Source organism: Virgibacillus sp. Bac330, from assembly GCF_003667845.1.
Taxonomy (GTDB): Bacteria; Bacillota; Bacilli; order Bacillales; family Amphibacillaceae; genus Virgibacillus; species Virgibacillus chiguensis.
This window is the reverse complement of the sequence record NZ_CP033048.1, coordinates 3,535,371-3,558,150: the sequence shown is the minus strand read 5'-3', so window position 1 is coordinate 3,558,150 and position 22,780 is coordinate 3,535,371. Positions and strand designations below refer to the sequence as shown.

The following is a 22,780-nucleotide window of genomic DNA, read 5'->3' as shown; positions in this document are numbered from 1 at the left end:
CAAACTAAATACTTTGCACGTCATCCACACATGGTAGTTACATCTTGTGCAATGATCCCCTGATTTACTACAGAAATCGTTTTCTAACATGTGGTGGTGGAAGTTCGCAGCTATCTTTTTTTCCAAACCAACGATAGCGGTTATTAGCAATGCGGTCGTAAAAGAAGTCGCGAATGGGCTTAGGTAGAACAATAAATGCATATAGGAATTTCCAACCGCCTGATAACTCTTTGCAAATACGTAGTGCAGCTGTTGATTTATTGTAGTACTTATTGTTATCAATCAATATTAAACTGCTTAAATCATTAGGAATGTTATATTTTTGTACCAATTTCTGACCGGCATCACCTTGTAAGGAAGCGAATAAAAATTGTTCTTGTTTATCGCGTTGTAAAATAAATTGCACGCTTTGATCACAGAAATGACAGACACCGTCAAAGAGAATGATTTTTTTGCTCATCGTACCTCGACCTCCTTTGGTTCGGTTGTAAACAATTTGTTTCACACCTTGCTCTATTTAAGGTTACCAAATCTTTAGGCGGAAGCCGTAGTTTCTTATACGATAAACCCAAAATCAAGTTTATTGTATAAAGACTCCGTTTAAAGATTGTTGTTTCATTCTAACATTCACTGACTGTATGCGACTAGTTATGTCTAATATAACATGAAGAAGTAACATTTTTCGTTTTATTTGATTTTTATACGGGAACAGTCTCTCTACAAGCATATTGAAAAGTATACCAAACGAATGGAGGAGGGCATAAGTATGTCAGACCATAAACAAGGTCAAACAAAGCAAGAACAATTAGATGCTTACCGTGTTGATGATAAAGGGAAAAAGATGACCACGAACCAAGGATTAAACGTATCCGAGGATGAGTTCTCATTAAAAGCCGGAGTACGTGGACCGACCATTATGGAAGACTTTCATTTTCGGGAAAAAATGACCCATTTTGATCATGAGCGTATACCTGAACGGGTGGTACATGCAAGAGGATATGCAGCACATGGCGTTTTTGAAGTGTATGAATCAATGGAACAATACACAAAAGCCGATTTCTTAAAAGAAAAAGGGAAACAGACACCCGTATTTGTAAGATTTTCAACCGTTGCTGGATCAAAAGGGTCTGGAGAACTAGCTCGCGATGTAAGAGGATTTGCTACGAAATTTTATACGGAAGAAGGAAATTATGATTTAGTGGGAAATAATATGCCGGTTTTTTTTATTCAAGATGCTATTAAATTCCCTGATTTAATTCATGCTGTTAAACCCGAACCGCATAACGGCATCCCCCAAGCTGCATCCGCCCATGATACCTTCTGGGATTTTGTAGCCAATAATCAAGAAACAGCACATATGGTGATGTGGCAAATGTCAGATCGAGCCATTCCACGTAGTTTTCGCATGATGGAAGGGTTTGGTGTGCACACATTTCGGTTTGTAAATGAGATGGGAGAAGCTACGTTTGTGAAATTTCATTGGAAGCCAAAGCTAGGCGTTCATTCAACGGTTTGGGATGAAGCACAAAAAATAAATGGGAAAAATCCAGATTTTCATCGTCAAGATTTGTATGAGGCGATTGAAAGCGGAGCTTATCCTGAATTTGAGTTAGGTGTGCAACTAATTTCAGAAGAAGACGCCAATGCATTTGATTACGATATATTAGACCCAACTAAAATTTGGCCAGAAGAGGAAGTTCCAGTTAAAATCATTGGCAAAATGACCTTAAATCGAAATGTAGATAATGTTTTTGCAGAGACGGAGCAAGTAGCGTTTCACCCCGGTCATGTAGTACCTGGTATTGATTTTACGAATGATCCTTTATTACAAGGGCGATTATTCTCCTATACCGATACACAATTAATTCGACTCGGAGGACCTAATTTTCATGAGCTACCAATTAATCGCCCCGTTTGCCCGTTCCACAATAATCAACGGGATGGCTACGGTAGGCATACGATTAATGTAGGGCAAGTGAGTTATCATAAAAACGCGTTAGCGGAAAACACGCCATACCCTGTTTCCCCAGAAGAAGGCGGATATGAGCACTACCAAGAAAAAGTGGAAGGTAGAAAGATTCGTGCAAGAAGTGAAAGCTTCAAGGATCATTTTTCTCAAGCTGCTCTGTTTTGGAATAGTATGAGTGAGATAGAAAAACAACATATTATAGACGCTTTCAGCTTTGAATTAGGAAAGGTAGAAAGGAAAGAAGTGCAACAACAAGTAATAAATATGTTTGCCCATGTTAGTTTAGAGATGGTACAAGAAATTGCTGCAAACATTGGTGTTACCGCTCCAAAAGAAGGTGGTTCGCCGGTAAGTAAAGTTTCGCCTGCTCTCAGTCAAGAAAACACAACGAAAACAGCAGTAACAAGAAATGTAGCTGTTCTTTTAGATAATGGCTTTCATACCGACAGTGTAATTTCTGTTATACATGGATTGAAAAAACAAGGAATTCGTCCTTTCGTAGTTGCGAATAAGCGTGGGGCGGTTGTTGGGGAAGATGGCAACACCGTTGAAGCAAATGCTAGCTTTTTAACTGTAGATTCTGTCCTTTTTGATGCGGTTTATGTAGCTGGAAGTAAACAAATGAGTGACCGCTTCTACCAACAAGCGACGCATTTTATTCAAGAAGCATTCCACCACTTTAAGCCAATAGGTGCAGGTAGTGACGGGGTTTCTTTAATAGAAGATTGTCGTATACATCAGGCAAAAGGAGTGATTACGGCGTCTGATGTGGACAACTTTGTGGATACATTTAGCAATGCAGTGGCACAACATCGGTTCTGGGATAGAGAGGTTCAAGTATAAAGTTCATTATAATTTCGCTTGAGTTTCATGAAAATTTGCTGAAATTCACAATGACCATAAGTTGCTACATCTTCAACCAATAAAAAACAGTAGCGTTTTATCATTGCTACTGTTTTTTTAAAAGATAAGAAAGCCACGTCCGGCTCCAGCGCCCAGCAACGAGGCGACTTCCTTTATTGCCCTAAGCTAAGTCATCATCGGTTCGTCACTATGAGGAAGGCCGATTAGAAACGGCTTTCCGCCCGACGTTGGCACCCCCTGTTTTAGTGGTGTAATTCCTTTATATTTTAATAAAGCTTTCCACTCGCTATGTTGCTAAACGGGCGCTCCGAGCTTTTTGCCTTTGGTGATGACGTCATTCATCTATTCAATAACGGGGCGTCATCTACACTTATTATTTCTGCGTGTAGATGAGTTCCTCTACCCGGCTGTTGTGTGTATACACATTCATAGATCCTTTTCTAGCAAAGCCAATGACTGTAATCCCTAAGTCTTCGGCTAGCTGTAAAGCAAGTTTAGTAGGGGCGGACTTAGATATAAGGATACAAATACGCATTTTGGAAATTTTTAATAACACCTCAGAAGAGATGCGCCCACTGAATATAATAACTTTATCCGTTATTTTCAGGTGGTTCATTAAAATATGACCGTACAACTTATCAAGCGCATTATGGCGACCAATGTCTGTACGAACGAGTTCGACACCGTTAACAGAAGCTAAAGCTGCATTATGCACGCCACCTGTCTGGTGAAACTGCATGGAAGCTTGTTGTAATTGTTCCATAAGTTGTAAACATTGCTTACAAGAGATGCGTAGGTTGGACATTATCGTTTTAGCTGTTTTAACATCATTTTTAAAATAAAATTGCCGACTTTTCCCGCAACAAGAGCCAATAACACGTTTGGAATGATCGAATTGATACATATCAGGAAGTTTGTCGATTTCCAAGTAAGCAAATCCTGCTTTTACATCTACATTCATACGTTGGATGGCATGATATTGCAAAATCACTCCTTCTGAAGCAAGAAAGCCGACGATCAGTTCCTCGACGTGTTCTGGAGAGCAAACCATGGTAGCGAATTCTTCACCGTTAATCATAATCGTGATCGGATATTCCTCCGCCACGGATGTTAACTCTTTTGTAGCGGCTCCGTCATGAACACGAATAATCTCCCAATCTGCTAAATTATCAGACATATAATTTCCCCTTTATCCGAAATATGAAGTACGATATGATCTGGCTCATGGAAAAAAGGCTATCTCCAAGTCCGTATGGGGATGGAACTTGTCGTATTACAATCAAGTCTTCAAGCACGATGCTGTATTGTATAAACAAGAGAAAGGGTTTTGTTGTGGAGACTTGGCGACAAACCATATCCTTTCTAATGACTATCTATTTCCAGCTCCTCTACACGCTTTTCTGCATACTTTACATCTTTTTGCGCATAATACGTAACTGCTTTTTCTAAAATGACTGCCGTATTATATTCGGGGATACCTGCATATTGTTCATAGACTCCTTTGGGAATAAGAACATTCCCTTCTGGCCAATGCACTTCTAGATTGCCCGTTTTGACAGGGGCGAATTTAGCGCGGCCAGCATATAAGCCGTACTGGTTATAAACAACTACGTTTTCTCCATCTTGAATATCAAGTGTATCTGCATCGTGTTTATTCACTAAAATATCATCTCGGTGTGCATTGTTAAATGGATCGGTTTCACTATAAATCATCGAGTTGAACTGTTTTCCTCGACGCGTCGTCACGTAAAAATGTCCCTCTGGTTTTCTTAATTCCGGAATATCCATGGCGATAAGGTTTCCCTTGCCATCTGGAGTTGGGCAAACGCCATCTTCACAGAGCCAAGCTCCTCCCCATTGGAAAAGGTCGCCTTTGTCATTTAAATGCTGGATGCCATCATAGTTTGGGGCGGCTTTGGCAATTTCTTCACGAATCGCACGTGCATCTTTAAAATGAATAATGTCTTTTGCTTCAGGTCTTACTCGCTTTGCTACATCCATATAAACCTCCCATTCAGAACGAGCCTCTTCTATACGTGGACCTTTAATTTCTGGGGAGAAATAGACCATTCTTTCTGTAGAGGTAGATGTCCCGCCTCCAGGTTGTTCATAGCGTGTCATCGCTGGCAAAACGATGACTGCTTCCTTTGCATCTACAAGTGTAGACGTATTGAAGATAATATCTTGATGTACTCGAAGTTCAATTTGTTCTAAGCATGATTGAATATAATCAGGATTTGGCATTGTTTCAAGAAAATTTCCTCCCGACATATAGTAGAGCTTTAATTTTCGTTCATGTTCCTTTGGTAAGTGAGCGTGCTCTAGAGATTCGCCGACAATGTCTCCTTGCCAAGTGGGAATATCAAAATTCCATACTTTTTCTACACGTTCCCGTTGCTCATCATTCATGCTTCCTCCTGGTAAAGAGAAGGGGTCTGCTCCCATTTCACCAGAGCCTTGCACACCAGAATGTCCTCTTATAGGCATTAAGCCGCAATGTTCACGTCCAAGAAACCCGCGTAACAAAGCTAAATTGGCAACTTGTGAGATGTTATCGGTCCCAAAACGATGTTGGGTCAGCCCCATAGACCAGACAAACACAGCTGATTTTGAATTTGCTAGAAGCGTTGCTAATTCTATCATTCTTTGTTTAGAGATGCCGGACGATTGCTCTAATTGTTCCCACGTATGAGCTTCTACCTTTCTTTGTAAAGCGTCCAAACCATTGACATGTGCCTGAATAAAAGCGTGGTCCAACGCCGATCCGGGCTTTTCCTTCTCCATTGCAAACCAATGCTTCATCATGCCATGCATAAAGGCAATATCACCACCAATATTTACTTGATAAACATCATCGGCTATTTTCGTTCCAAATAAAGCGGACTCTCCAATAGAAGGGATCCAATATTCGTCCATGGATGGTTCGTGATAAGGGTTGATAACAATGATCTTTGTTCCGTGCTTTTTAGCGGCATACATATATTTGGTAGAAACGGGTTGGTTATTTGCTGCCACAGAACCCCAAAACAGTAAAACATCTGTACCAATCCAATCTTTATAGTTGCATGTTGAGGCGCCAACCCCTACAGAACGAGTCAATGCTGTTTTAGATGGCGAGTGGCATATCCTAGATGCATTATCAATATTATTCGTTCCAAGAAACCGAGCGACTTTTCCGAGTACATAATAGGTTTCATTCGTAATGCCACGTGAGGTGGAGTAAAAGGAAAACTGTTTTGGATGAAGGGCGCGCATTTTTTCAGCAATATAGTCTAGTGCTTCGCTCCAGGAAATACGTTGAAACTTTTGATCATCTGGCTTGCGAATAAGTGGGTAAGGGACACGGCCGAGCTGACGTAGTTCTGTGCTGTTCATTTTTCGCAATTCATCTATATCAGCATGCAAGATAGCTTTGTTTATAGCTGGCATCGTATTTAAACGAAGCACGTTTAAACGTGTCGTGCAAAGATGTGGTCCGGTTAACGTTTGATCTTTGAGGCCTTGTACGCCAAGTGCGCAACCGTCGCATACTCCTTGTGTAAGAATGCGAGTGGCATAAGGAAGTCTGTCTTTATTTTCCCAAGCAACCTTCATTGTGTCGCGAATATGATGCGGTTTTACTTTTCCTAAACCAAATGGAACCTTGCTTACCCAAAGCGATGGGTCAGGCTTTTTGGACAACTTCATTGGGCCAGTATGCTTTGTTTTCCCCATGATTTCCCCCTCCAATAATCTACAGTTGATTTTACTTGGTTTCATCCTATCATGAAAGCGGATACAATTCAATTTAGCTATCTATTTATTCATTGAAGGTCGTAGTATTGCGCATAAAATTTCTCTTTTTCTAAACACTAATCATAGAAACTAAAATGGAGGTAAAGTAGATGGAATGGTCATGGGTTTGGAAAGCTGTGCTGATTATCATTGGGGGAACCTTGCTGCTAAGGCTTGCTGGTAGAAAATCAATATCCCAAATGACATTGGCGCAAACGGTTATTATGATTGGTATAGGTTCTTTATTGATTCAGCCATTAGCTGGCAAAAATATATGGACAACACTTGGTGTAGGTACCGTTCTTGTATTGACATTAATTGTAATAGAGTTCGCACAAATTAAATCAGATTCCTTTGAAGGAATTATAACAGGGAAATCAAAAGTCCTCATTCACAATGGTGTCATTCAATATGACCAACTAAAAAAATTACGTCTAACAACAGATCAGCTAGAAATGAATTTACGACAGAAAAATATATCGCGAATAGATGATGTGGAATGGGCAACGTTAGAAGCAAACGGGCAAATTGGATTTGAACTAAAGCAGGAAGCACAACCAGCGACAAAAGGAGATGTACAACAACTTTATACAGAGATCAAAAACGTCCAACAGCAGTTAGCGCAACGCAGAACGCTGGGGGGTGGGGCTGGTGAAAAGTTTCAATCCCCGTCCAATTTATTTCAAGAAGTAGCTGATAAGCGGCATGATAGTAATGCAACTCCTCCTCATCAATTTGATTAAAAGAGATAGTGGTTAAAATAACACTTCATAGGGAATAGTCTTTATAAGTTTAGTTCAATAATGGACATTGGATTTGGACAAAAATATAAGCCACAAGTAATTTCTTCCATAATAGGGAGGTTATAATGATGCTAATCTTTCATCCCTGAATGGAGGGAAATAGCTTCTCCAGCTCTTAAAATACGTTGTCACCTCGGTTAGGAGTATTTCGCTCAGGGATACCGTTAGTGATGGAAGTTTACTTTATAGAGTGAAAAAACAGCTTTTTTTCAGCAGTATGTTGGCGATACGTTAAGTTTTAATAACTTTAATAACAAACCGTTTTATTTCGTGTTAAAAAAGTATATAATATAATTTGTGTGTTTTTGGGGAAATGAAAATAGGTCATGGAAAAAGTTCTTATATGATGATATATGGCACCAAGACACTCCTTTTCGTAAGCGTATATCTTTGGGCTATTCATCATCAGTGGCAATGATAGAAAAATTCTACTGATAGAAGATGTACTTTCTACTATTCATCTATTAACGCATTATTTCCTTGCAAATTTGTAAAATAAAATTTGGTGTTTTTCTATTTGTTTTTTACGCTGATTATCCAGCCTTTAAGAACATGTGCAAGATTTTATTTAGCAATAATAGATTGCAATATGCTAATTAATATGCTAAGCTTGTAAACACAATATATCGTAATAAACAACCTTTATACATACTATATATTGTGTTTTGTTTTGAGTTAAGGCTGTTATTATTAGAAAATTAAGACGCTTGAATGTACGATAGCACGATGAAGCATTCGCTAGTATTGTAAAGTACATAACGAGTTTTAAATGAACATATAAAAGACAAGCTTGGCATAATTGCCGAGTTTTCTAATGCCTATTTACTGTTCGTAAATAGTGATAGCCATATATTATAACCCTTCAAAGGGTTTAATTATATTGAGGGAGGATTATAAATGATCATCGACATCGCTACTACAAGAGATAGACTTGTAGAAATCATTGATCTTGCGCAACAGGGGCTAGCTGTTGAAACGAAAGCTTATAAGGAGAAGGCGTTTAAAACGATTCAGGAAGATACTCCGATCGACAAAGCTTTAGATATTCTTGTTCAAATCGCATTGGAGAATATTGATGAATCTGCTCCTGATTGGACCTATGTAGCGAGCCGAATTTATTTACAGCAGCTTTACCATCAAGCCCGCCGCAATCGCCATTACGATGATGGTAAATATGGGGATTTTTATGAATTAATTACCATGCTGACGGATGAAAATATTTATGAAAATAATTTGTTAGAAAAGTATTCAAAAGCGGAAATTGATTACTTTGCTGAACAAATCGATCCTGCAAGAGACTTGTACTTCACCTACTTAGGGCTTCATACATTAGCGACACGTTATTTAGCAACAGATCACGATAAAAAGGTGTTTGAGCTACCGCAGGAACGTTGGATGGTTATTGCCATGACGCTTATGCAATATGAAGATAAAGCAAAGCGGACAGAGCATGTGTTAGAAGCTTATTGGGCACTAAGTAACTTATATATGACAGTCGCAACACCGACCCTTGCTAATGCTGGAAAAACGCATGGTCAGCTCTCTAGTTGTTTTATTGATACCGTCGATGATAGCCTTCAATCCATTTATGATAGCAATACCGATATTGCTAAGTTGTCTAAAAATGGTGGTGGAATCGGTGTGTATATGGGGAAAATCCGTAGCCGTGGAAGTTCTATTAAAGGATTTAAAGGGATGTCAAGTGGTGTTGTACCATGGATTAAACAATTGAATAATACAGCGGTAAATGTCGATCAATTAGGAACGAGAAAAGGTGCAATTGCTGTTTATTTAGATGTTTGGCACCGGGATATAGAAGCGTTTCTTGACTTGAAATTAAATAATGGTGATGAACGTATGCGGGCACACGATATTTTCACAGGTGTTACCTTACCTGATTTATTTATGGAACAAGTAGAAAAACGTGGTAATTGGTATCTATTTGACCCCCATGAAGTGCGACAAGTGATGGGGTATTCATTAGAAGATTTCTATGACGAAGAAAAAGGGAATGGAACTTTTCGACAAAAATATATGGAGTGCGTAAACTCCGAACAATTGTCAAAACGTGAAATTCCAGCCATTGATATTATGAAGCGCGTTATGAAATCACAATTAGAATCAGGTACACCATTTATGTTTTATCGTGATGAAGTGAATCGACAAAATAGTAATAGTCACCAAGGATTGATTTATTGCTCCAACCTTTGTACGGAAATTACGCAAAATCAATCGCCTTCTGAATTTGTAGAAGAATTTTTGGAAAACGAAAATACCATTGTAAAGAAATATAAATCTGGGGATTATGTCGTCTGTAATTTAAGTTCGATCAACCTTGGAAAAGCTGTACCAGATGAAATTCTAGATCGGTTAATTAAAATTCAAGTACGCATGTTAGATAACGTTATTGATATTAACACATTGCCGATTATGCAAGCTCAACTAACGAATAAAAAGTACCGTGCTATTGGTTTAGGAACGTTTGGCTGGCATCATCTGCTAGCTCGTAACAATATGAAGTGGGAAACGGAAGAAGCGGTGGACTATGCAGACGAATTGTATGAACGCATTGCTTTTCTTACCATTCAGGCAAGTATGGAATTAAGTAAAGAAAAAGGCAGTTACCCGGCATTTGCAGGTAGTAAATGGAGTTCAGGTGAATACTTTGAGCAAAAAGGCTATGACAAAACAGATTGGCTTGCTTTAAAAGAAGACGTTAAACAGCACGGTATTCGAAACGGTTATTTAATGGCAGTGGCACCGAACTCAACAACAGCAATGATCGCTGGGTCTACAGCTAGTATTGATCCGATTTTTAAAACATTTTATTACGAAGAAAAGAAAGACTTTAAAATTCCAGTTACAGCACCAGACTTAACGCACAAGACATATGATGTATATCGTCGCTCTGCATACATTGTAGATCAACGCTGGTCTGTGAAACAAAACGCTGCTAGACAGAAGCATATTGATCAAAGTCTCTCCTTCAACTTCTATGTACCAAATACGATTCGAGCATCTATTTTGCTTGATTTACATTTGCAAGCATGGCAGGAAGGGTTAAAAACAACGTATTATGTACGCTCTACGTCCAATGAAGTCGAAGAATGTGAATGGTGTCAAAGTTGAGAACGTTGATTGCTTACTTGACCTACAGCGGTAATACTCAAGAAGTTGCAACACTTATCCAAGAAAACTTACAAATCAAAGGAGTGGAGACGGCGGTTCATCGTATTGGGATTGATCCGCCCGTCGACCCGGCTTCGTACGATATTATGTTCTTAGGTACATTTACTTGGGATCGGGGAAGCACACCGGATGAAGTAAAGGACTTTATTCTAGAAGTTGGATATAAGCCGGACAATGTTGCTATATTTGGTACAGGTGATACACAATTTGGGGGCGATGATTTATTTTGTCGCGCTGTTGATAAGTTGGTCAATTTTTATCATAGCCCTTGGCGTGGACTGAAAATAGAACAGTCGCCAAGAGGGAAGCAAGAACAATTTGTAAAGGACTGGGTGGAAGGAGTATTAGACCATGGCAAAAATCATGCTGGAAAAAGCAAAGACGTTAGAACCATTAAATCCAAATAAGTCCACAGGTGTATTTGGAGGGCAATCCAGTGGTATCTTAAATTGGAATGATATTGCTTATCCACACTGGTATAAAATGTATAAACGGTTAGTAGGAAATTATTGGCAAGCGGATGAAGTAAATATGCAAAGTGATATTAAGCAATTCCCTTCATTGACAGCAGAAGAACAGGACGCGTATTTAAAAATTATTGGTTTGTTATCTACGTTAGATGCACCGCAAACACGAACGGCTTTACTCATTTCTTTGTACGCAACAGATCCATCTGTGCAATCCATTATGGCGGTCATTGCACAGCAGGAAGCAGTGCATAATGAAAGCTATTCTTACGTGTTGTCTTCCGTTGTCTCGTTAGATGAGCAGAATAAGTCCTTTCAACTCGGAAGAACGGATGCAGTTTTGTTGAAGCGAAACGAGAATCTAACGAAGCAGTATAACGCTTTTGTGGAAGAGCCGACAATCGAAAATATTTTAAAGACATTAGTATATACAGCTCTTTTAGAAGGTATGTTCTTCTATTCTGGGTTTGCGTTTTTCTATAATTTGGCACGCCATAATAAAATGGTCGGCACGTCAACCATGATTAGTTATATTAATCGCGATGAGCTAGAGCACGGTCGCTTCATATCTGAACTATTTCGTGCTACGCTTGCGGAAAATCCAGCATACAATAATGAAACTTTTATCCAATGGGTATACGATCATTTTCAAGAATCCGTTGAATTGGAAATTGAATGGTCCAATTACGTGCTTGGCAGTGTAGAAGGAATTGACCTTGACGAAATGGCTGGATACATTAAATATCGTGCGAACAAGATGCTTCGTATGATGGGATTACATGATGTATATCCAGATTATACCGAAAATCCGATGAAGTGGATTCGCGCCTACGTAGATAACTTTGATGGCACGAAAACAGATTTCTTTGAACAGAAATCTAGACAATATACGAAAACAAGCGATTTGAATGGTTTTGATGATTTATAAGCTTGGTAACTAAATAGATAGGAATACAAGCACAGGCAGCTATAAGAGGTGGACCTTCCCTTTTTAACTGCCTGTGTTTTTGTTTTTTGTATATAACTGATTAGAAAGTTGCATGAACTCTATCGGCTCACGTTTGCCTTTGGAAAATATTATTATACTATTCCTACCTCTATTTTGACGTTTTCTATAGTATAAAAAACCCTTTACATTCACGTAACGGAAACGTTTATGATAAAAGTAGGAGGGATAAGCAATGTATATTCAAGAAGTTGCCAAGCGGCTAAACACAACTGCAAGAACCATTCGATTTTATGAGGAAAAGGGTCTCCTATCGCCTAGTAAGCAAGCGAATCAATACCGAACGTTTACAGATGAGGAAGTAGTAAGGATTAGCACGATATTAGCATTACGTGAATTTGGCGTTGGTATTAAAGAAATAAAAATACAGTAATAAGCTGCCTACATCAGAGGCAGCTTATTACTTTTAGTTGGCAAAATAATTTTTTAACCCATTCGTAATCCCGTTGGCAACTTGATGTTGAAAACTGTTAGAACGAATGGTAGCAAAATCGTTATAATTAGTAAGAAATCCTAGCTCTAATAATATAGAAGGAGCATGATTATTCCTTAATACATAATAGTTATTTGGCACCATTCCTCTATCACGCAATGTGACAGCAGAAGCAAGACCTTGGTGAACATGCTCTGCTAGTTTTTGATCTTTGGAAGAATAATAGAATGTATTTATGCCGTCTGCACTAGAGTTCGGAAATGCATTATAATGAACACTAATAAATGCATGGGTGGTATAAGCATCACTAATTCGAATACGATCACCTAAAGAAACATACGAGTCACTTGACCGAGTTAATAACACATTTGCACCAGCTGCTCGTAATTGTTCTGCAATTTGCTTGGAAGTTTCAAGTGTTAAAAATTTCTCTCGTACACCGTTTATTCCAATAGAACCAGGATCGTAACCACCGTGTCCAGGGTCTAACATGATATTGTATCCATTTAAAGAGTGACTTGCATTGCTGGTTTGAGCTTGTGGCTGCACTTGAGAAGAACTGCTTCCTTCATTGGGCGTTGCTTGTACTTGTACCTGTACAGGTTTATCGTGTTTAACAGGAATCAAGTAATGTTTAGCAACCCATGCTTCTTTTCCACCAAAGTAAGTCTGTACCCAGCCGTGTTGTTCACCGAATTCGACTAATTGGTCACCAGCTTGTAATTGCCCAACAATTTCCGAGTCTATAGATGGGCTGCTTCGCACATTTAATATAGCTTGTCCAACGTCATACACATCCCCATTAGCTGCATGGCTAGTATTAGGCAGCAAAAATAGAGAAGTTAGCACAATTGCTAAAGATGTTAGTGCATAATAGATGTTTTTCAAATTAAGCACGGCCTCCTTCAATAAGATATAATTTTGCTTTATATAAATTCGTATTGAAACAGTTGCTTTTGGGGGCAGCTGATAGAATACGAGATAAAAGCTATATTTAAAAAATAATACTGAAACGATTGGTGCTATGTTCATTGATAAGGAACAACGTAATAATAAAGGTAACAAATATAGATAGTAGAATAATAGATTAAACAAGCATTAAACATTTAGAAAGATACTTTTTTTACGTTACTTTGTGTATGGTCGGTAAGGATAATTTTCAGGGTTATAAATCAAGTTTTTTAATGTTATAGCAACGCCTCATCCATTGTACCATAGAAGGATGGTAGTAAATACCCATTTTATTGTTTCGGATACACTCTATAATAAGTATTCGGTTATACTTTTTTATCGGCACGGTTATCTTAGGTTTAAAGTAAATTTACGAGCTTTTTAATAGTATAACCAGAATAATAGATTTAAAACGATGGATTAAAAAATGATTCCTTTTTACTAGAAAGAGATAAGCTTTTAGCAGATTTAATAGGGTAGGAGAGGAAAATAGTACATACGGCTTATTTCGTTAGAAAGACTTGGCATATCGATAAGTCTTTATAGCGAAATCTTTTTTTCTGTAGTGTAAAAGAAAACAGCTGCAATTTGTGCAGCTGTTACCATTTGAGAAATTATAAGAGATACGTATAAAAGAGTCTCAGCATATACGTGCATCACCTTTTTACTTAGAGAGCGTCCTTTTCTATCAAAATTCTTATAAGTAAGTGTATACAAAGACTACAGTTGTAATATAAGTGGAGCTGTAAAATAGGATTAATAGAATAATTGAGAGGCTGCTTGAAGGGCTTGCTTATTATTAACCATTTCTCCTGGTTTGCGTGATTGACCGATTACATAGTTTTCTAAAGTCATGCCAAAAAACTGGCAAATATACTGAAATTGTTGAACGAGGGGCAATCCTTTTATATGTGGTTGATCGCCACCAACAAGAATAAGGTATACTTTTTTATCTTTTAATGTTTGGCGAAAATGCGGGTAATTGGGGTCTCGTAAAATTTGCGACCAACGATCAATGAATGTTTTTAGTGGTCCGGACATGCCATACCAATAAATAGGGGTAGCGAAAACGACGGTCTCGTGTTTTAATAGTTGGTCAATTAAAAATAAATGGTCATCCTGTATGTGGGGAAATCCTTCTGTTGCGTGTCGCTTATCTACAATCGGTTCCATGTTGTAGTCGCGCAAATAAATATGTGTTGCTGTGTCTTGAGGGATAGCGTGATGGGTTAAAAATTCTGTATTCCCATTTGTCCTTGTTGAACCATGATAGACTACTATACTCATGTTGTTCTTCCTCCTTGAATGAAAATGCCAATTTAGTAAATAGTACCTTGTAAAATTGTATTCTAAAGATGAGTGTTTAGAAGTAACTTGCTAAGATGATTTTGCATGAATATTTGTATGTCTTACTATAATAAAATAAGAGGAACCTTTTTGTGAGGTTGTTCGTATTAAACAATAGATAAATTGCCACTCTGTTTTGTGTCATGGAAAGAAAGTCGTGCATGGAAATAAGCAAGAAAATCTGGTTTGGCTTAGGTGAATACAATGAATTGTTCATAATAAACCCTAGGCGAGGTTGTGTAACATATAGAAGGCATAGGTGGAGCCATCATGAAAAAGACGGTCATTCTTTTTTTAATAGTACTTTTTATATCTGTATATACTTGTTTCCTAACATATTGGTCTGGGTCTTATGTAGTTCTAGATCCAAATTGGCAGGAACAAACTGTTTTAACCCCAGAATCTGTACAAGACTCACGTGATATTTATGTTATTGATAAATGGATATATGCGTTTAAAATGTATCCAGTTAGAAGTATTACATTTTTGTTGTCTGCATCTGGTGTAATTGGTTTTTGTACGTATTTCGTTCGCAAAATGATACGTAAGCGTAAAAATGGAAATACGTTATTTTAAAGGATATGGAGGGGGGATGTAATTGAAGAAAAAACGTCGTACATCTAAACGCCAAGAGAACGAAGGTGGGTGGTGGCTCTGGATTATTGACTTTCTACTAAGTTTTGTTGATTTATTAATTATTTTACCACTTAAATGGTTAGGTAAATTAATGGCGGGATTATTTAAATCTTGGTGGTATTAAAGTAGTAATTTGTATGAGTATGATAGGGAAATACCGGTTATGTATAAGAAACTTACTAAGCCCTCATGGGAAAATAGCTATATATTATGAAGGAGTACTTGCAGAGATTTTTTTGAAAAAACACACCCGTTTTCGTCATATATATTTGGCGAAAACGGGTGTGTTTATAAGATTAAGCTTACTAGTAAGGATGTATAGCCAACTGTCGTATATAAACATTTAAAAGTTACGTTTTTCCAACTGTGCAAGCCCCCACAACATCACTATGCTAAAATACGATTTTTGTCGCTCGTATAGTTTTGCACTTCCTACGAAGAAGAAATGCTCTTCTGCGGGACTTTCACTCATACGATTTCCCCGCAAAAGTGTACATGTTTTACAATGATCGATAGGGTCAAGTTACTTTCATTCTTTCTTGTCGAACTACTTCTCTGTTACATTCTGATCCATTTCCAAATTTCTCCTGGAGTAGCATTTTTACCGTACATTAATATGCCTACTTTGAATATTTTTCCAGCAAGTTTTACGAAAATCCAAATACTAATGATTAAAATAGCGAGTGAAATGATAATTTCGAGCCAAGGCCATTCTTCTAAGTTGCTTAAGCGAAGTAAGAGAACACCTGGCGCCGTGAAAGGAATGTACGTACCAAGTTGAGCCATAAAGCCACTTGGGTCACTAAGAACAGGTCCGATAAAGATAAACGGCAAAAACGGAAGCATCATCACCATACCTTGGAAATTCCCTGCTGTCGTCATATCGGTCATCGTTGCGCCGACGCCGACAAAAATAGAAGCAAACAATAGATAGCCGGAAATGGCAATCATGAGGTATAAAGCTAATTCTGGAACGAACAAATAATCTAAAAACGCAATGTCCAATCGCCATGATAAAACAGGAAGGACGATGACTAAAGAGACAATAGACTGCACAATGCCTAAAACAAAATAGCCAATAATTTTTCCTTGCATGAGATCATTCGGTGTAAGTGAAGATAGAATAATTTCCGCAATCTTATCTTTTTTCTCTTGTGAAGCGCTTTGAAAAATTGCCATGCCAGTAAATACGATGGATAGCATAATAAAACCAGCAAATGCCCCAGGTACAATGCGCTCTAATGAAGCTATTTCAGATTCTTCAGCTGTTTCCTTGGCATCTTTTGTATCGGTTTCATCATTAGCTGAAACGTCTGCTATCTGAATACCACGGGAGACAACCGCTAATTGATCATTGGACAAGCCAAGTTCCTTTAGTTGCCACGCTTGAATAGGGGAGGATAATATTTGGGCTTGATTCATAAAAGAAGCATCCATTTCCTCCGAAGTGTAAGCAGGGATAGTTCCTTTTGTTAAACTTTCCTCGTCGATAAATAAGTAGGCTGTCTGTTCTGTATTTTTAACTTCCTTATTGGCTTCTTCTTCCGTTACATCCGTTTGCATGACTTGCCACGATAAATTACTTGCTGCAACCGTCTGCTCTATTTCAGAAAAAACTCCTAGCTCATCATGAATAAATACGGACGTCATCTCTGTTTCTTCATCGTCACCGCCAATCAGTTCACCTAAGAACATAAATCCAATAATGAAGAGGGGCGTTAAAAACATTCCAATAATAAAGGTCTTGTTGCGGAGGTTTCGTTTGACCTCCCATTTAGCCACTTTCAATGAATTACGCATATGCTTCACCAACTTCCTGCATGAGTTGTTTACCTGTTGCAATATCGATAAAAATTTCATGTAGTGAAATGCGATCTAACCGTAGCTCTTGCACATCTAATGTATCAGGAAGCTGCTTGAGCCATTGCACTGGATCAATATCTTTATATAAGTAGACAATACTATGCGCATTTTCTTGTTCTACACGTTGTACACGTGGTAACTGTTCAAGTTCTTCTTTTTTATTTGTACCATGAATCGTGCATTTAAAGTTGGCAAACTCTTTTTTTACTTCATCCATATGTCCGTAAATTACTTTTTTCCCCCGATGTATCAAAAATAGGCGATCTGCCATTTCTTCGACAAGATTCATTTGATGAGAGGATAGTAGGATAGCTGTGCCGTTATCGGCAAGCTGACGAATTTCCTGTTTAAATAATTCTTGACTTACAGGATCTAACCCAGAAAATGGTTCATCAAGAATGAGTAATTCGGGCTCGTGAAGAATGGATGCAATAAATTGCACCTTTTGTCCCATCCCTTTCGATAGCTCATCGACATTCACTTTTTCCTTCCCTTCTAAGTCAAACTTCTTTAAATAATCTAAAGCTCGTTGTTTTGCTTGATCTAGCGGGTAGTCTTTTAATTCAGCTAAATAGAGTAGAATATCCATTACCTTGACATTTTTATATAACCCACGCTCCTCTGGTAAGTAACCGATTTTATGTCGTGGTATCGAGTTATCTGTATAATTGGAAAAGGTAATCTTTCCTGCATCAGGATATAAAATACCCATAATGTTACGAATTGTAGTTGATTTCCCAGCACCATTCGGGCCGAGAATTGCCATAATTTCACCTTGGTGTACGTCAAAAGAAATATTGTCAATGACTTGTTTGTCTTTAAAAGCTTTGTTTAAATTTTCAACGGTTAAGATTGTGCTCAAAATAGTTGTCTCCTTCCCTTTTCCTCATTGTTTGTTTTATTCTGTAAAGCTCCTGTTGCAACCATTGCAGATTTTACGATGGAGATAACAGCATCGAATGCCTGTTTTATAAAGAGCGCTTGGGTAATGGTGTGACGGAATTTTTTATGTCAGTTTGTGCTCTAAGGTAAATCCAATTTACAAGCTGTTTCATTCCTAATCATCTAGGCAACGCAATTATAGTTTAACTTATGACGTAAAGTTATAGCCAAGTACAAAAAATAGAAAGTCTTCGTAGGTGTTTTATCTCCTTTCTATAAGCTGTGTAAGAATTTCTTCCAAATCTAGAGATTCCTGTTGTGTCCAAGTAATTTGCTCTTGTTGTAAGAAAGATTCCGTTTGTTCTGGAGCGTTTGAGACAAGATAGCGTGTTGAGCGACCGATCTCCCCTGGAATACCTTCCTCTGGAAGCTGTTCGCTAATCCAATATCGGCGGTGTCTATGAATCAATGATTCTTTTTCAAATTTGTTCATCAGCTTTCCATTCCTTAATACGACTATATAATCAGAAAGTTTCATAATGTCAGCGGATTGATGACTTGTCATGAAGATAGCGCGGTCTCCTTGCTCCATCCATTCTACTAGTAAATTCATTAGCTTCTGCTTTGCCGGAATATCCAAGAAAGAAGTGGGTTCATCGAGAAGTAACAATGGTGTATTTCTTGGTAAAGCAAGTGCTAACTGGAGTTTTTGTTGGTTTCCTTGGGATAGTTTTGCAAATCGTTTATCTAATGGAATTTGCAATAAGTCTACCATCTTCTGAAATAGCGCTTCATTCCAATGCGGATATAGAGAGGAAATAAAGTCTTTTAATTTGGTTCCAGTAAAAGGTTCCCATCCAATGACAGTTTGTGCTTGGTACGTAATATGTTGTTTCCAGCTTTCATCCGAACTGTTTGTTTCTATATCCAATAGTTGAATGCTACCTGTATCGCGTTTCACTAAATTCATAATGAGTTTAAACAGTGTGCTTTTTCCAGCCCCGTTCCCTCCGACCATTGTTGTTATCGTTCCAGGTTCTATCGTTAAGTGAATCGGTCCTAGGTGTAAGGTGTCTACGTTTTTTTCTACATCCATTATTTTGAGAAGCGATGTCATGTTTGGTTTCCTCCTTTTTTATGAATGACTTCTAAGCACATTTTTTTTAGTTGTTCGGCTGTATAATCATATTTAAAGGCAATTTCAACAGCTGCTTCCATTGCTTGGTATACTTCAGCAATTTTCATTTGCTGCTTCATATCATGGTCTATGTCAGCAACAAACGTCCCTTTCCCTTGCGTTGTTTGAATAAAGCCTTGATATTCTAAATTTTGATACGCACGACGAATTGTAATAACGCTCGTTTCTAAGTCCTTTGCCAGCGCGCGAATGGATGGAAGTGGCATTCCTTTTGTAAGGTGTCCGCTAGCAATGAGCGTTTTCATTTGGTTTTCGATTTGATGATAAATTGGTTCTCGAGATGTTTTGGAAAGATAAATAGGTAATTCCACAAAACCAGCTCCTTTCTGCTAGCATTAGGGATACATCGTATAGATCGTGTGAAGACCTCTATTAGAAATAATCCCGCTTATTCATAATTTGTTTCATATATAGCTGATGCGCTTTAACAGCTGTAAAGCCAATAATGAGTGACACCGCGGAACTGAGTACCGGCCAGTTTTCAGCAATAATGATGGATAATTCCACAACACCATAGTCAAAGATGAGGTGAGATACAGATAATATAAATAGGAAAATGAAAAGCAAAATAAAAGTCATAGCTGCTGTGAACAACCAATTTGCTGGATATACTTCATTGATTGGTGTAAGTGTCCCTATATAAAGATTGACAGATAACCAAATGATTGCAAACGCGATGTAAGCAGGAATGGATAATAATTGAGCAATAGGTGATGCAACATAAAAGATAATTAGAAACGCAATTTGTACTGGAAAAGAGAAACAAAAATGAATAATGAAGCGACTTTTAATGAAGATTTCCTGTTTAATTGGGAATGGTAATTGCATCATCAAAAGAGGATGGACATTGGCTTGTTTTGAATGCCAATAATTTGGATTTCCAACATTAATACCTAAAATAAAGAAAAGAATAAAAAATAAGTCATAAATTATAACGCTATTTTCGAGATAATGCTGAAAATAGGATATGGCATAAGGAAAGAAACCAAGTATGATTAAACAACCAAATGCAATCTTCTTCGTAGAAACACTTAATTCCAACTTAGCAATGTGCCAAGCTTGCTTCCATTTTTGCATAGAAACGACCTCCTAGAAACTGACCTGTTATACTGTGTATATTTATATAAACAGTACTACAGGTCATAAGAGGATGTCAAGGGACTGCGTGAAAGGAAGGTGCAAAATATACGTGATTGTGGATGTCGGATAAATAGGTAAGATAGAAACTTTAGCTTGAACGGAAACTGTAGAGAGGGAAGTTTAGGAAATGAAAAAACGAGCAAATATTGTCAATATGCATTAATTATAAATGGAAGTATACATTCATGGAGCGAATAAAACCCATGAAGATAATACTGTTAATAGCAAAGCGGTCAGAACATAGAAGGTGTGCAGGTAATATACAACTACGATTGGCGAAGGTATCAAAAACTTGGTACACATCGTTTGATAGAATGTGACGAAAAAAAGTCAAGTAATAATGTTTCGTATAAACTAAAATATGACTATATTGTGAAATGTTGAACAATAAACCCATAAATAAAAGCATGTATGGTATACTCTAAATGTAGTAAAGAAATACTACAACAAATTGTGAAATGATGAACAAAAAGGGAGATGGTACTCATGATCATGAATTTTATCCGAAGAAGTAGTATAGCCGCAGGTATTTTAGCACTTATTCGTATTTATATTGGTTATGAATGGCTTGTTGCTGGCTATGGTAAAATTACGGGGGGTCAATTTGACGCTTCAGGATATTTGCAAGGGGCAATTGCAAGTGCTGGAGGAGAGCATCCGGCAGTACAAGGCTGGTGGGCAGTATTTTTAGAAAAAGTAGCCTTGCCATATGCAGACATATTTACTTTCCTCGTTATGTGGGGGGAATTGTTAGTAGGTATCGCACTTATATTAGGCATATTCACCAACTTTTCCGCATTGATGGGTATTACAATGAACTTTGCTTTCTTGTTTAGCGGCACAGTTAGTACGAATGCGCAAATGGTATTACTTACGGTATTCTTGTTAGTTGCTGGTTACAATGCTGGCAGATTTGGTTTAGATAGATGGGTTATTCCATATGTAAAAGGCTTTTTTACAAAAAAAGAAAGAGAAAGTCTAAAGGTTGCTTAATGGCACAACAAACTATAGCACCATCTTACAGCTTGACGATAGCTGTAAGATGGTGTTTTTTGCACGATAAAACACGGTTGATAGTAAGAGTTAAACGAATGGCTTAGCCATAAATCAGCAAGTTTTCAAAAGTTATTGTTAAAGGGGTCGCCAAAATCGTAGAAGGAAATATTTTACCGTGCTATTCTATATATAAAGCTTTTCTACATAAAGTACGGAGGGGTAAGTATGCCAAAATTTCATAAACTTGTTCGTGATAAAATTCCAGAAATAATTGAAAGCAAGGGGCAAAAGGCAATTACAACAACACTTCATACGGAAGAATACCTGGTTGAATTAAAGAAAAAAATGCTAGAAGAATGGGATGAATATTTACAGGCTGCCGATGATGCTTCAGCGCTAGAAGAATTAGCGGATCTGTTAGAAGTCATTCACGCATTAGCAAAAATGCATGGAGCTTCGCTGCAAACAGTCGAAACTTTGCGTAAGAAGAAGTGTGAAGAGAGAGGAGGTTTTGATAGGCGCGTGTTTTTACATTGTAGAAAAGATGACATTTAGAATTTTTAGTTTAAGAAAAATCATAACGAACCGATCAGGAATGTGGCGGCAGGCTAAGTTTCTCAAAGCATTTTTTATTTCACAATAGTAAGTGGGGGGAGAGTCCCCCACGCTGGAAATGTTTGCGTGATAGGAACTTCCCGACTTAAAGAATGCATTGTGTGATTCGTCAACTCGTATACATTTAGCCGACAATCTCAGCATAAATTTATTTATCTGTAGGAAACATTTATACAGATGGGAGTTTTAGAATTTTACTAGATTTGCTTTAGTTACATACATAATTAGCTAAAACGGACTGTACGTTATAAATGTTGAGTTGCTTATTGAATGTTTTTTGAATCGGTTCAGAGCTACCAGAAACCCATAGCTTAAGTTCTGCATCTAAATCAAATGTTCCAGCTGTTTCAATGGAGAAGTGCGTAATGTTTTTGTAAGGAATAGAATGGTATTCCATTTTCTTTCCAGTAACGCCTTGCTTATCAAGAAGAATTAGTCGTTTATTGGTAAATAACATCATGTCGCGGATCAGTTTGTATGCGTGCTCCACATTCTCTCCTGTAGATAATAGATCACTTATTTCTTCCTCTGCTTTTTTTGTGTCCATTTCCGATGCATTACCCATCATACCATCAAACAATCCCATTTAATATTCCTCCTTGTGAATAAATTAAAAAATCAGATATTAAAGCGTATGTTTAATCCAA

21 protein-coding genes are annotated in these 22,780 nt (G+C 37.7%); 10 read left to right on the top strand and 11 right to left on the bottom strand.

Features of this window, described 5'->3' with window-relative positions; genetic code table 11:
- Positions 1–67: 67 nt before the first annotated feature.
- Positions 68–460 (bottom strand): thiol-disulfide oxidoreductase DCC family protein, encoded by a 393-nt coding sequence (locus tag D9780_RS16525; protein WP_116278539.1) that lies wholly within the window; start codon positions 458–460, stop codon positions 68–70.
- Positions 461–766: 306 nt separating this feature from the next.
- Between D9780_RS16525 and D9780_RS16520 the strand changes: the two genes are divergently transcribed.
- A complete protein-coding gene (locus D9780_RS16520; protein ID WP_121640852.1) occupies positions 767–2,812 on the top strand; it encodes a catalase in 2,046 nt (681 codons plus the stop codon).
- A gap of 394 nt (positions 2,813–3,206) precedes the next feature.
- On the opposite strand, the gene fdhD is transcribed toward D9780_RS16520, so the two are convergent.
- The gene (gene fdhD, locus D9780_RS16515) at positions 3,207–4,010 is read right to left on the bottom strand and encodes a formate dehydrogenase accessory sulfurtransferase FdhD (protein WP_121640851.1); all 804 of its coding nucleotides are present in this window, start codon (positions 4,008–4,010) and stop codon (positions 3,207–3,209) included.
- A 185-nt stretch (positions 4,011–4,195) separates the two neighbouring features.
- A complete protein-coding gene (locus D9780_RS16510; protein ID WP_121640850.1) occupies positions 4,196–6,547 on the bottom strand; it encodes an FdhF/YdeP family oxidoreductase in 2,352 nt (783 codons plus the stop codon).
- A gap of 170 nt (positions 6,548–6,717) precedes the next feature.
- On the opposite strand from D9780_RS16510, the gene D9780_RS16505 reads away from it, so the two are divergent.
- The 5 genes from D9780_RS16505 (at position 6,718) to D9780_RS16485 (ending at position 12,445) form a co-directional block, all read left to right on the top strand.
- Positions 6,718–7,350 carry a DUF421 domain-containing protein gene (locus D9780_RS16505; protein WP_121640849.1) on the top strand — a complete coding sequence of 211 codons (633 nt, stop codon included), beginning with the start codon at positions 6,718–6,720 and terminating at the stop codon, positions 7,348–7,350.
- A gap of 957 nt (positions 7,351–8,307) precedes the next feature.
- Positions 8,308–10,539: a ribonucleoside-diphosphate reductase subunit alpha gene (locus D9780_RS16500; RefSeq protein WP_121640848.1), complete on the top strand. Its 2,232-nt coding sequence runs from the start codon at positions 8,308–8,310 to the stop codon at positions 10,537–10,539.
- The gene (locus tag D9780_RS16495; RefSeq protein ID WP_116278544.1) at positions 10,524–11,006 is read left to right on the top strand and encodes a flavodoxin; all 483 of its coding nucleotides are present in this window, start codon (positions 10,524–10,526) and stop codon (positions 11,004–11,006) included. The genes D9780_RS16500 and D9780_RS16495 overlap by 16 nt, the downstream gene beginning before the upstream one ends.
- Positions 10,951–11,994: a ribonucleotide-diphosphate reductase subunit beta gene (locus D9780_RS16490; RefSeq protein WP_121640847.1), complete on the top strand. Its 1,044-nt coding sequence runs from the start codon at positions 10,951–10,953 to the stop codon at positions 11,992–11,994. The genes D9780_RS16495 and D9780_RS16490 overlap by 56 nt, the downstream gene beginning before the upstream one ends.
- 253 nt (positions 11,995–12,247) lie before the next feature.
- On the top strand, positions 12,248–12,445 hold the full coding sequence (locus tag D9780_RS16485; RefSeq protein WP_121640846.1) for a MerR family transcriptional regulator: 198 nt from the start codon (positions 12,248–12,250) through the stop codon (positions 12,443–12,445).
- Between the two features lie 33 nt (positions 12,446–12,478).
- Here the strand turns inward: D9780_RS16485 and D9780_RS16480 are convergent, their stop codons facing one another.
- Positions 12,479–13,393 (bottom strand): N-acetylmuramoyl-L-alanine amidase family protein, encoded by a 915-nt coding sequence (locus D9780_RS16480; RefSeq protein WP_073006795.1) that lies wholly within the window; start codon positions 13,391–13,393, stop codon positions 12,479–12,481.
- 819 nt (positions 13,394–14,212) lie between these two features.
- Entirely contained in the window at positions 14,213–14,743 is a 531-nt protein-coding gene (locus tag D9780_RS16475) for a flavodoxin family protein (RefSeq protein ID WP_121640844.1), read from the bottom strand.
- A 330-nt stretch (positions 14,744–15,073) separates the two neighbouring features.
- Between D9780_RS16475 and D9780_RS16470 the strand changes: the two genes are divergently transcribed.
- Entirely contained in the window at positions 15,074–15,379 is a 306-nt protein-coding gene (locus tag D9780_RS16470; protein ID WP_121640843.1) for a DUF4306 domain-containing protein, read from the top strand.
- Between the two features lie 22 nt (positions 15,380–15,401).
- The gene (locus D9780_RS21220; protein WP_162985910.1) at positions 15,402–15,563 is read left to right on the top strand and encodes a hypothetical protein; all 162 of its coding nucleotides are present in this window, start codon (positions 15,402–15,404) and stop codon (positions 15,561–15,563) included.
- Positions 15,564–15,997: 434 nt separating this feature from the next.
- Here D9780_RS21220 and D9780_RS16465 read toward each other — a convergent pair whose 3' ends face one another.
- From D9780_RS16465 to D9780_RS16445, 5 genes are all read right to left on the bottom strand, one after another.
- Positions 15,998–17,239, bottom strand: coding sequence for an ABC transporter permease (locus tag D9780_RS16465; RefSeq protein ID WP_121640842.1), 1,242 nt, complete (start codon positions 17,237–17,239; stop codon positions 15,998–16,000).
- A complete protein-coding gene (locus tag D9780_RS16460) occupies positions 17,232–18,164 on the bottom strand; it encodes an ABC transporter ATP-binding protein (RefSeq protein WP_116278551.1) in 933 nt (310 codons plus the stop codon). Before D9780_RS16460 ends, D9780_RS16465 begins: the two co-directional genes overlap by 8 nt.
- A gap of 282 nt (positions 18,165–18,446) precedes the next feature.
- On the bottom strand, positions 18,447–19,301 hold the full coding sequence (locus tag D9780_RS16455) for an ATP-binding cassette domain-containing protein (RefSeq protein ID WP_121640841.1): 855 nt from the start codon (positions 19,299–19,301) through the stop codon (positions 18,447–18,449).
- On the bottom strand, positions 19,298–19,693 hold the full coding sequence (locus D9780_RS16450) for a GntR family transcriptional regulator (protein ID WP_116278553.1): 396 nt from the start codon (positions 19,691–19,693) through the stop codon (positions 19,298–19,300). Before D9780_RS16450 ends, D9780_RS16455 begins: the two co-directional genes overlap by 4 nt.
- A gap of 61 nt (positions 19,694–19,754) precedes the next feature.
- Positions 19,755–20,459, bottom strand: a complete 705-nt coding sequence (locus D9780_RS16445; protein WP_121640840.1) for a hypothetical protein — start codon at positions 20,457–20,459, stop codon at positions 19,755–19,757.
- 549 nt (positions 20,460–21,008) lie between these two features.
- Here D9780_RS16445 and D9780_RS16440 point away from each other — a divergent pair.
- Entirely contained in the window at positions 21,009–21,515 is a 507-nt protein-coding gene (locus D9780_RS16440; protein WP_121640839.1) for a DoxX family protein, read from the top strand.
- A 228-nt stretch (positions 21,516–21,743) separates the two neighbouring features.
- Positions 21,744–22,073 carry a nucleoside triphosphate pyrophosphohydrolase gene (locus tag D9780_RS16435; protein ID WP_121640838.1) on the top strand — a complete coding sequence of 110 codons (330 nt, stop codon included), beginning with the start codon at positions 21,744–21,746 and terminating at the stop codon, positions 22,071–22,073.
- A gap of 268 nt (positions 22,074–22,341) precedes the next feature.
- On the opposite strand, the gene D9780_RS16430 is transcribed toward D9780_RS16435, so the two are convergent.
- On the bottom strand, positions 22,342–22,719 hold the full coding sequence (locus tag D9780_RS16430) for a PH domain-containing protein (protein WP_073006819.1): 378 nt from the start codon (positions 22,717–22,719) through the stop codon (positions 22,342–22,344).
- Positions 22,720–22,780: the final 61 nt, after the last annotated feature.

Bases quoted from the DNA above. Each gene is read 5' to 3' on its own strand.
- D9780_RS16525 (WP_116278539.1), bottom strand. From the start codon at position 460: ATGAGCAAAAAAATCATTCTCTTTGACGGTGTCTGTCATTTCTGTGAT.
- D9780_RS16520 (WP_121640852.1), top strand. From the start codon at position 767: ATGTCAGACCATAAACAAGGTCAAACAAAGCAAGAACAATTAGATGCT.
- fdhD (WP_121640851.1), bottom strand. From the start codon at position 4,010: ATGTCTGATAATTTAGCAGATTGGGAGATTATTCGTGTTCATGACGGA.
- D9780_RS16510 (WP_121640850.1), bottom strand. From the start codon at position 6,547: ATGGGGAAAACAAAGCATACTGGCCCAATGAAGTTGTCCAAAAAGCCT.
- D9780_RS16505 (WP_121640849.1), top strand. From the start codon at position 6,718: ATGGAATGGTCATGGGTTTGGAAAGCTGTGCTGATTATCATTGGGGGA.
- D9780_RS16500 (WP_121640848.1), top strand. From the start codon at position 8,308: ATGATCATCGACATCGCTACTACAAGAGATAGACTTGTAGAAATCATT.
- D9780_RS16495 (WP_116278544.1), top strand. From the start codon at position 10,524: ATGGTGTCAAAGTTGAGAACGTTGATTGCTTACTTGACCTACAGCGGT.
- D9780_RS16490 (WP_121640847.1), top strand. From the start codon at position 10,951: ATGGCAAAAATCATGCTGGAAAAAGCAAAGACGTTAGAACCATTAAAT.
- D9780_RS16485 (WP_121640846.1), top strand. From the start codon at position 12,248: ATGTATATTCAAGAAGTTGCCAAGCGGCTAAACACAACTGCAAGAACC.
- D9780_RS16475 (WP_121640844.1), bottom strand. From the start codon at position 14,743: ATGAGTATAGTAGTCTATCATGGTTCAACAAGGACAAATGGGAATACA.
- D9780_RS16470 (WP_121640843.1), top strand. From the start codon at position 15,074: ATGAAAAAGACGGTCATTCTTTTTTTAATAGTACTTTTTATATCTGTA.
- D9780_RS16465 (WP_121640842.1), bottom strand. From the start codon at position 17,239: ATGCGTAATTCATTGAAAGTGGCTAAATGGGAGGTCAAACGAAACCTC.
- D9780_RS16455 (WP_121640841.1), bottom strand. From the start codon at position 19,301: ATGACATCGCTTCTCAAAATAATGGATGTAGAAAAAAACGTAGACACC.
- D9780_RS16445 (WP_121640840.1), bottom strand. From the start codon at position 20,459: ATGCAAAAATGGAAGCAAGCTTGGCACATTGCTAAGTTGGAATTAAGT.
- D9780_RS16440 (WP_121640839.1), top strand. From the start codon at position 21,009: ATGATCATGAATTTTATCCGAAGAAGTAGTATAGCCGCAGGTATTTTA.
- D9780_RS16435 (WP_121640838.1), top strand. From the start codon at position 21,744: ATGCCAAAATTTCATAAACTTGTTCGTGATAAAATTCCAGAAATAATT.
- D9780_RS16430 (WP_073006819.1), bottom strand. From the start codon at position 22,719: ATGGGATTGTTTGATGGTATGATGGGTAATGCATCGGAAATGGACACA.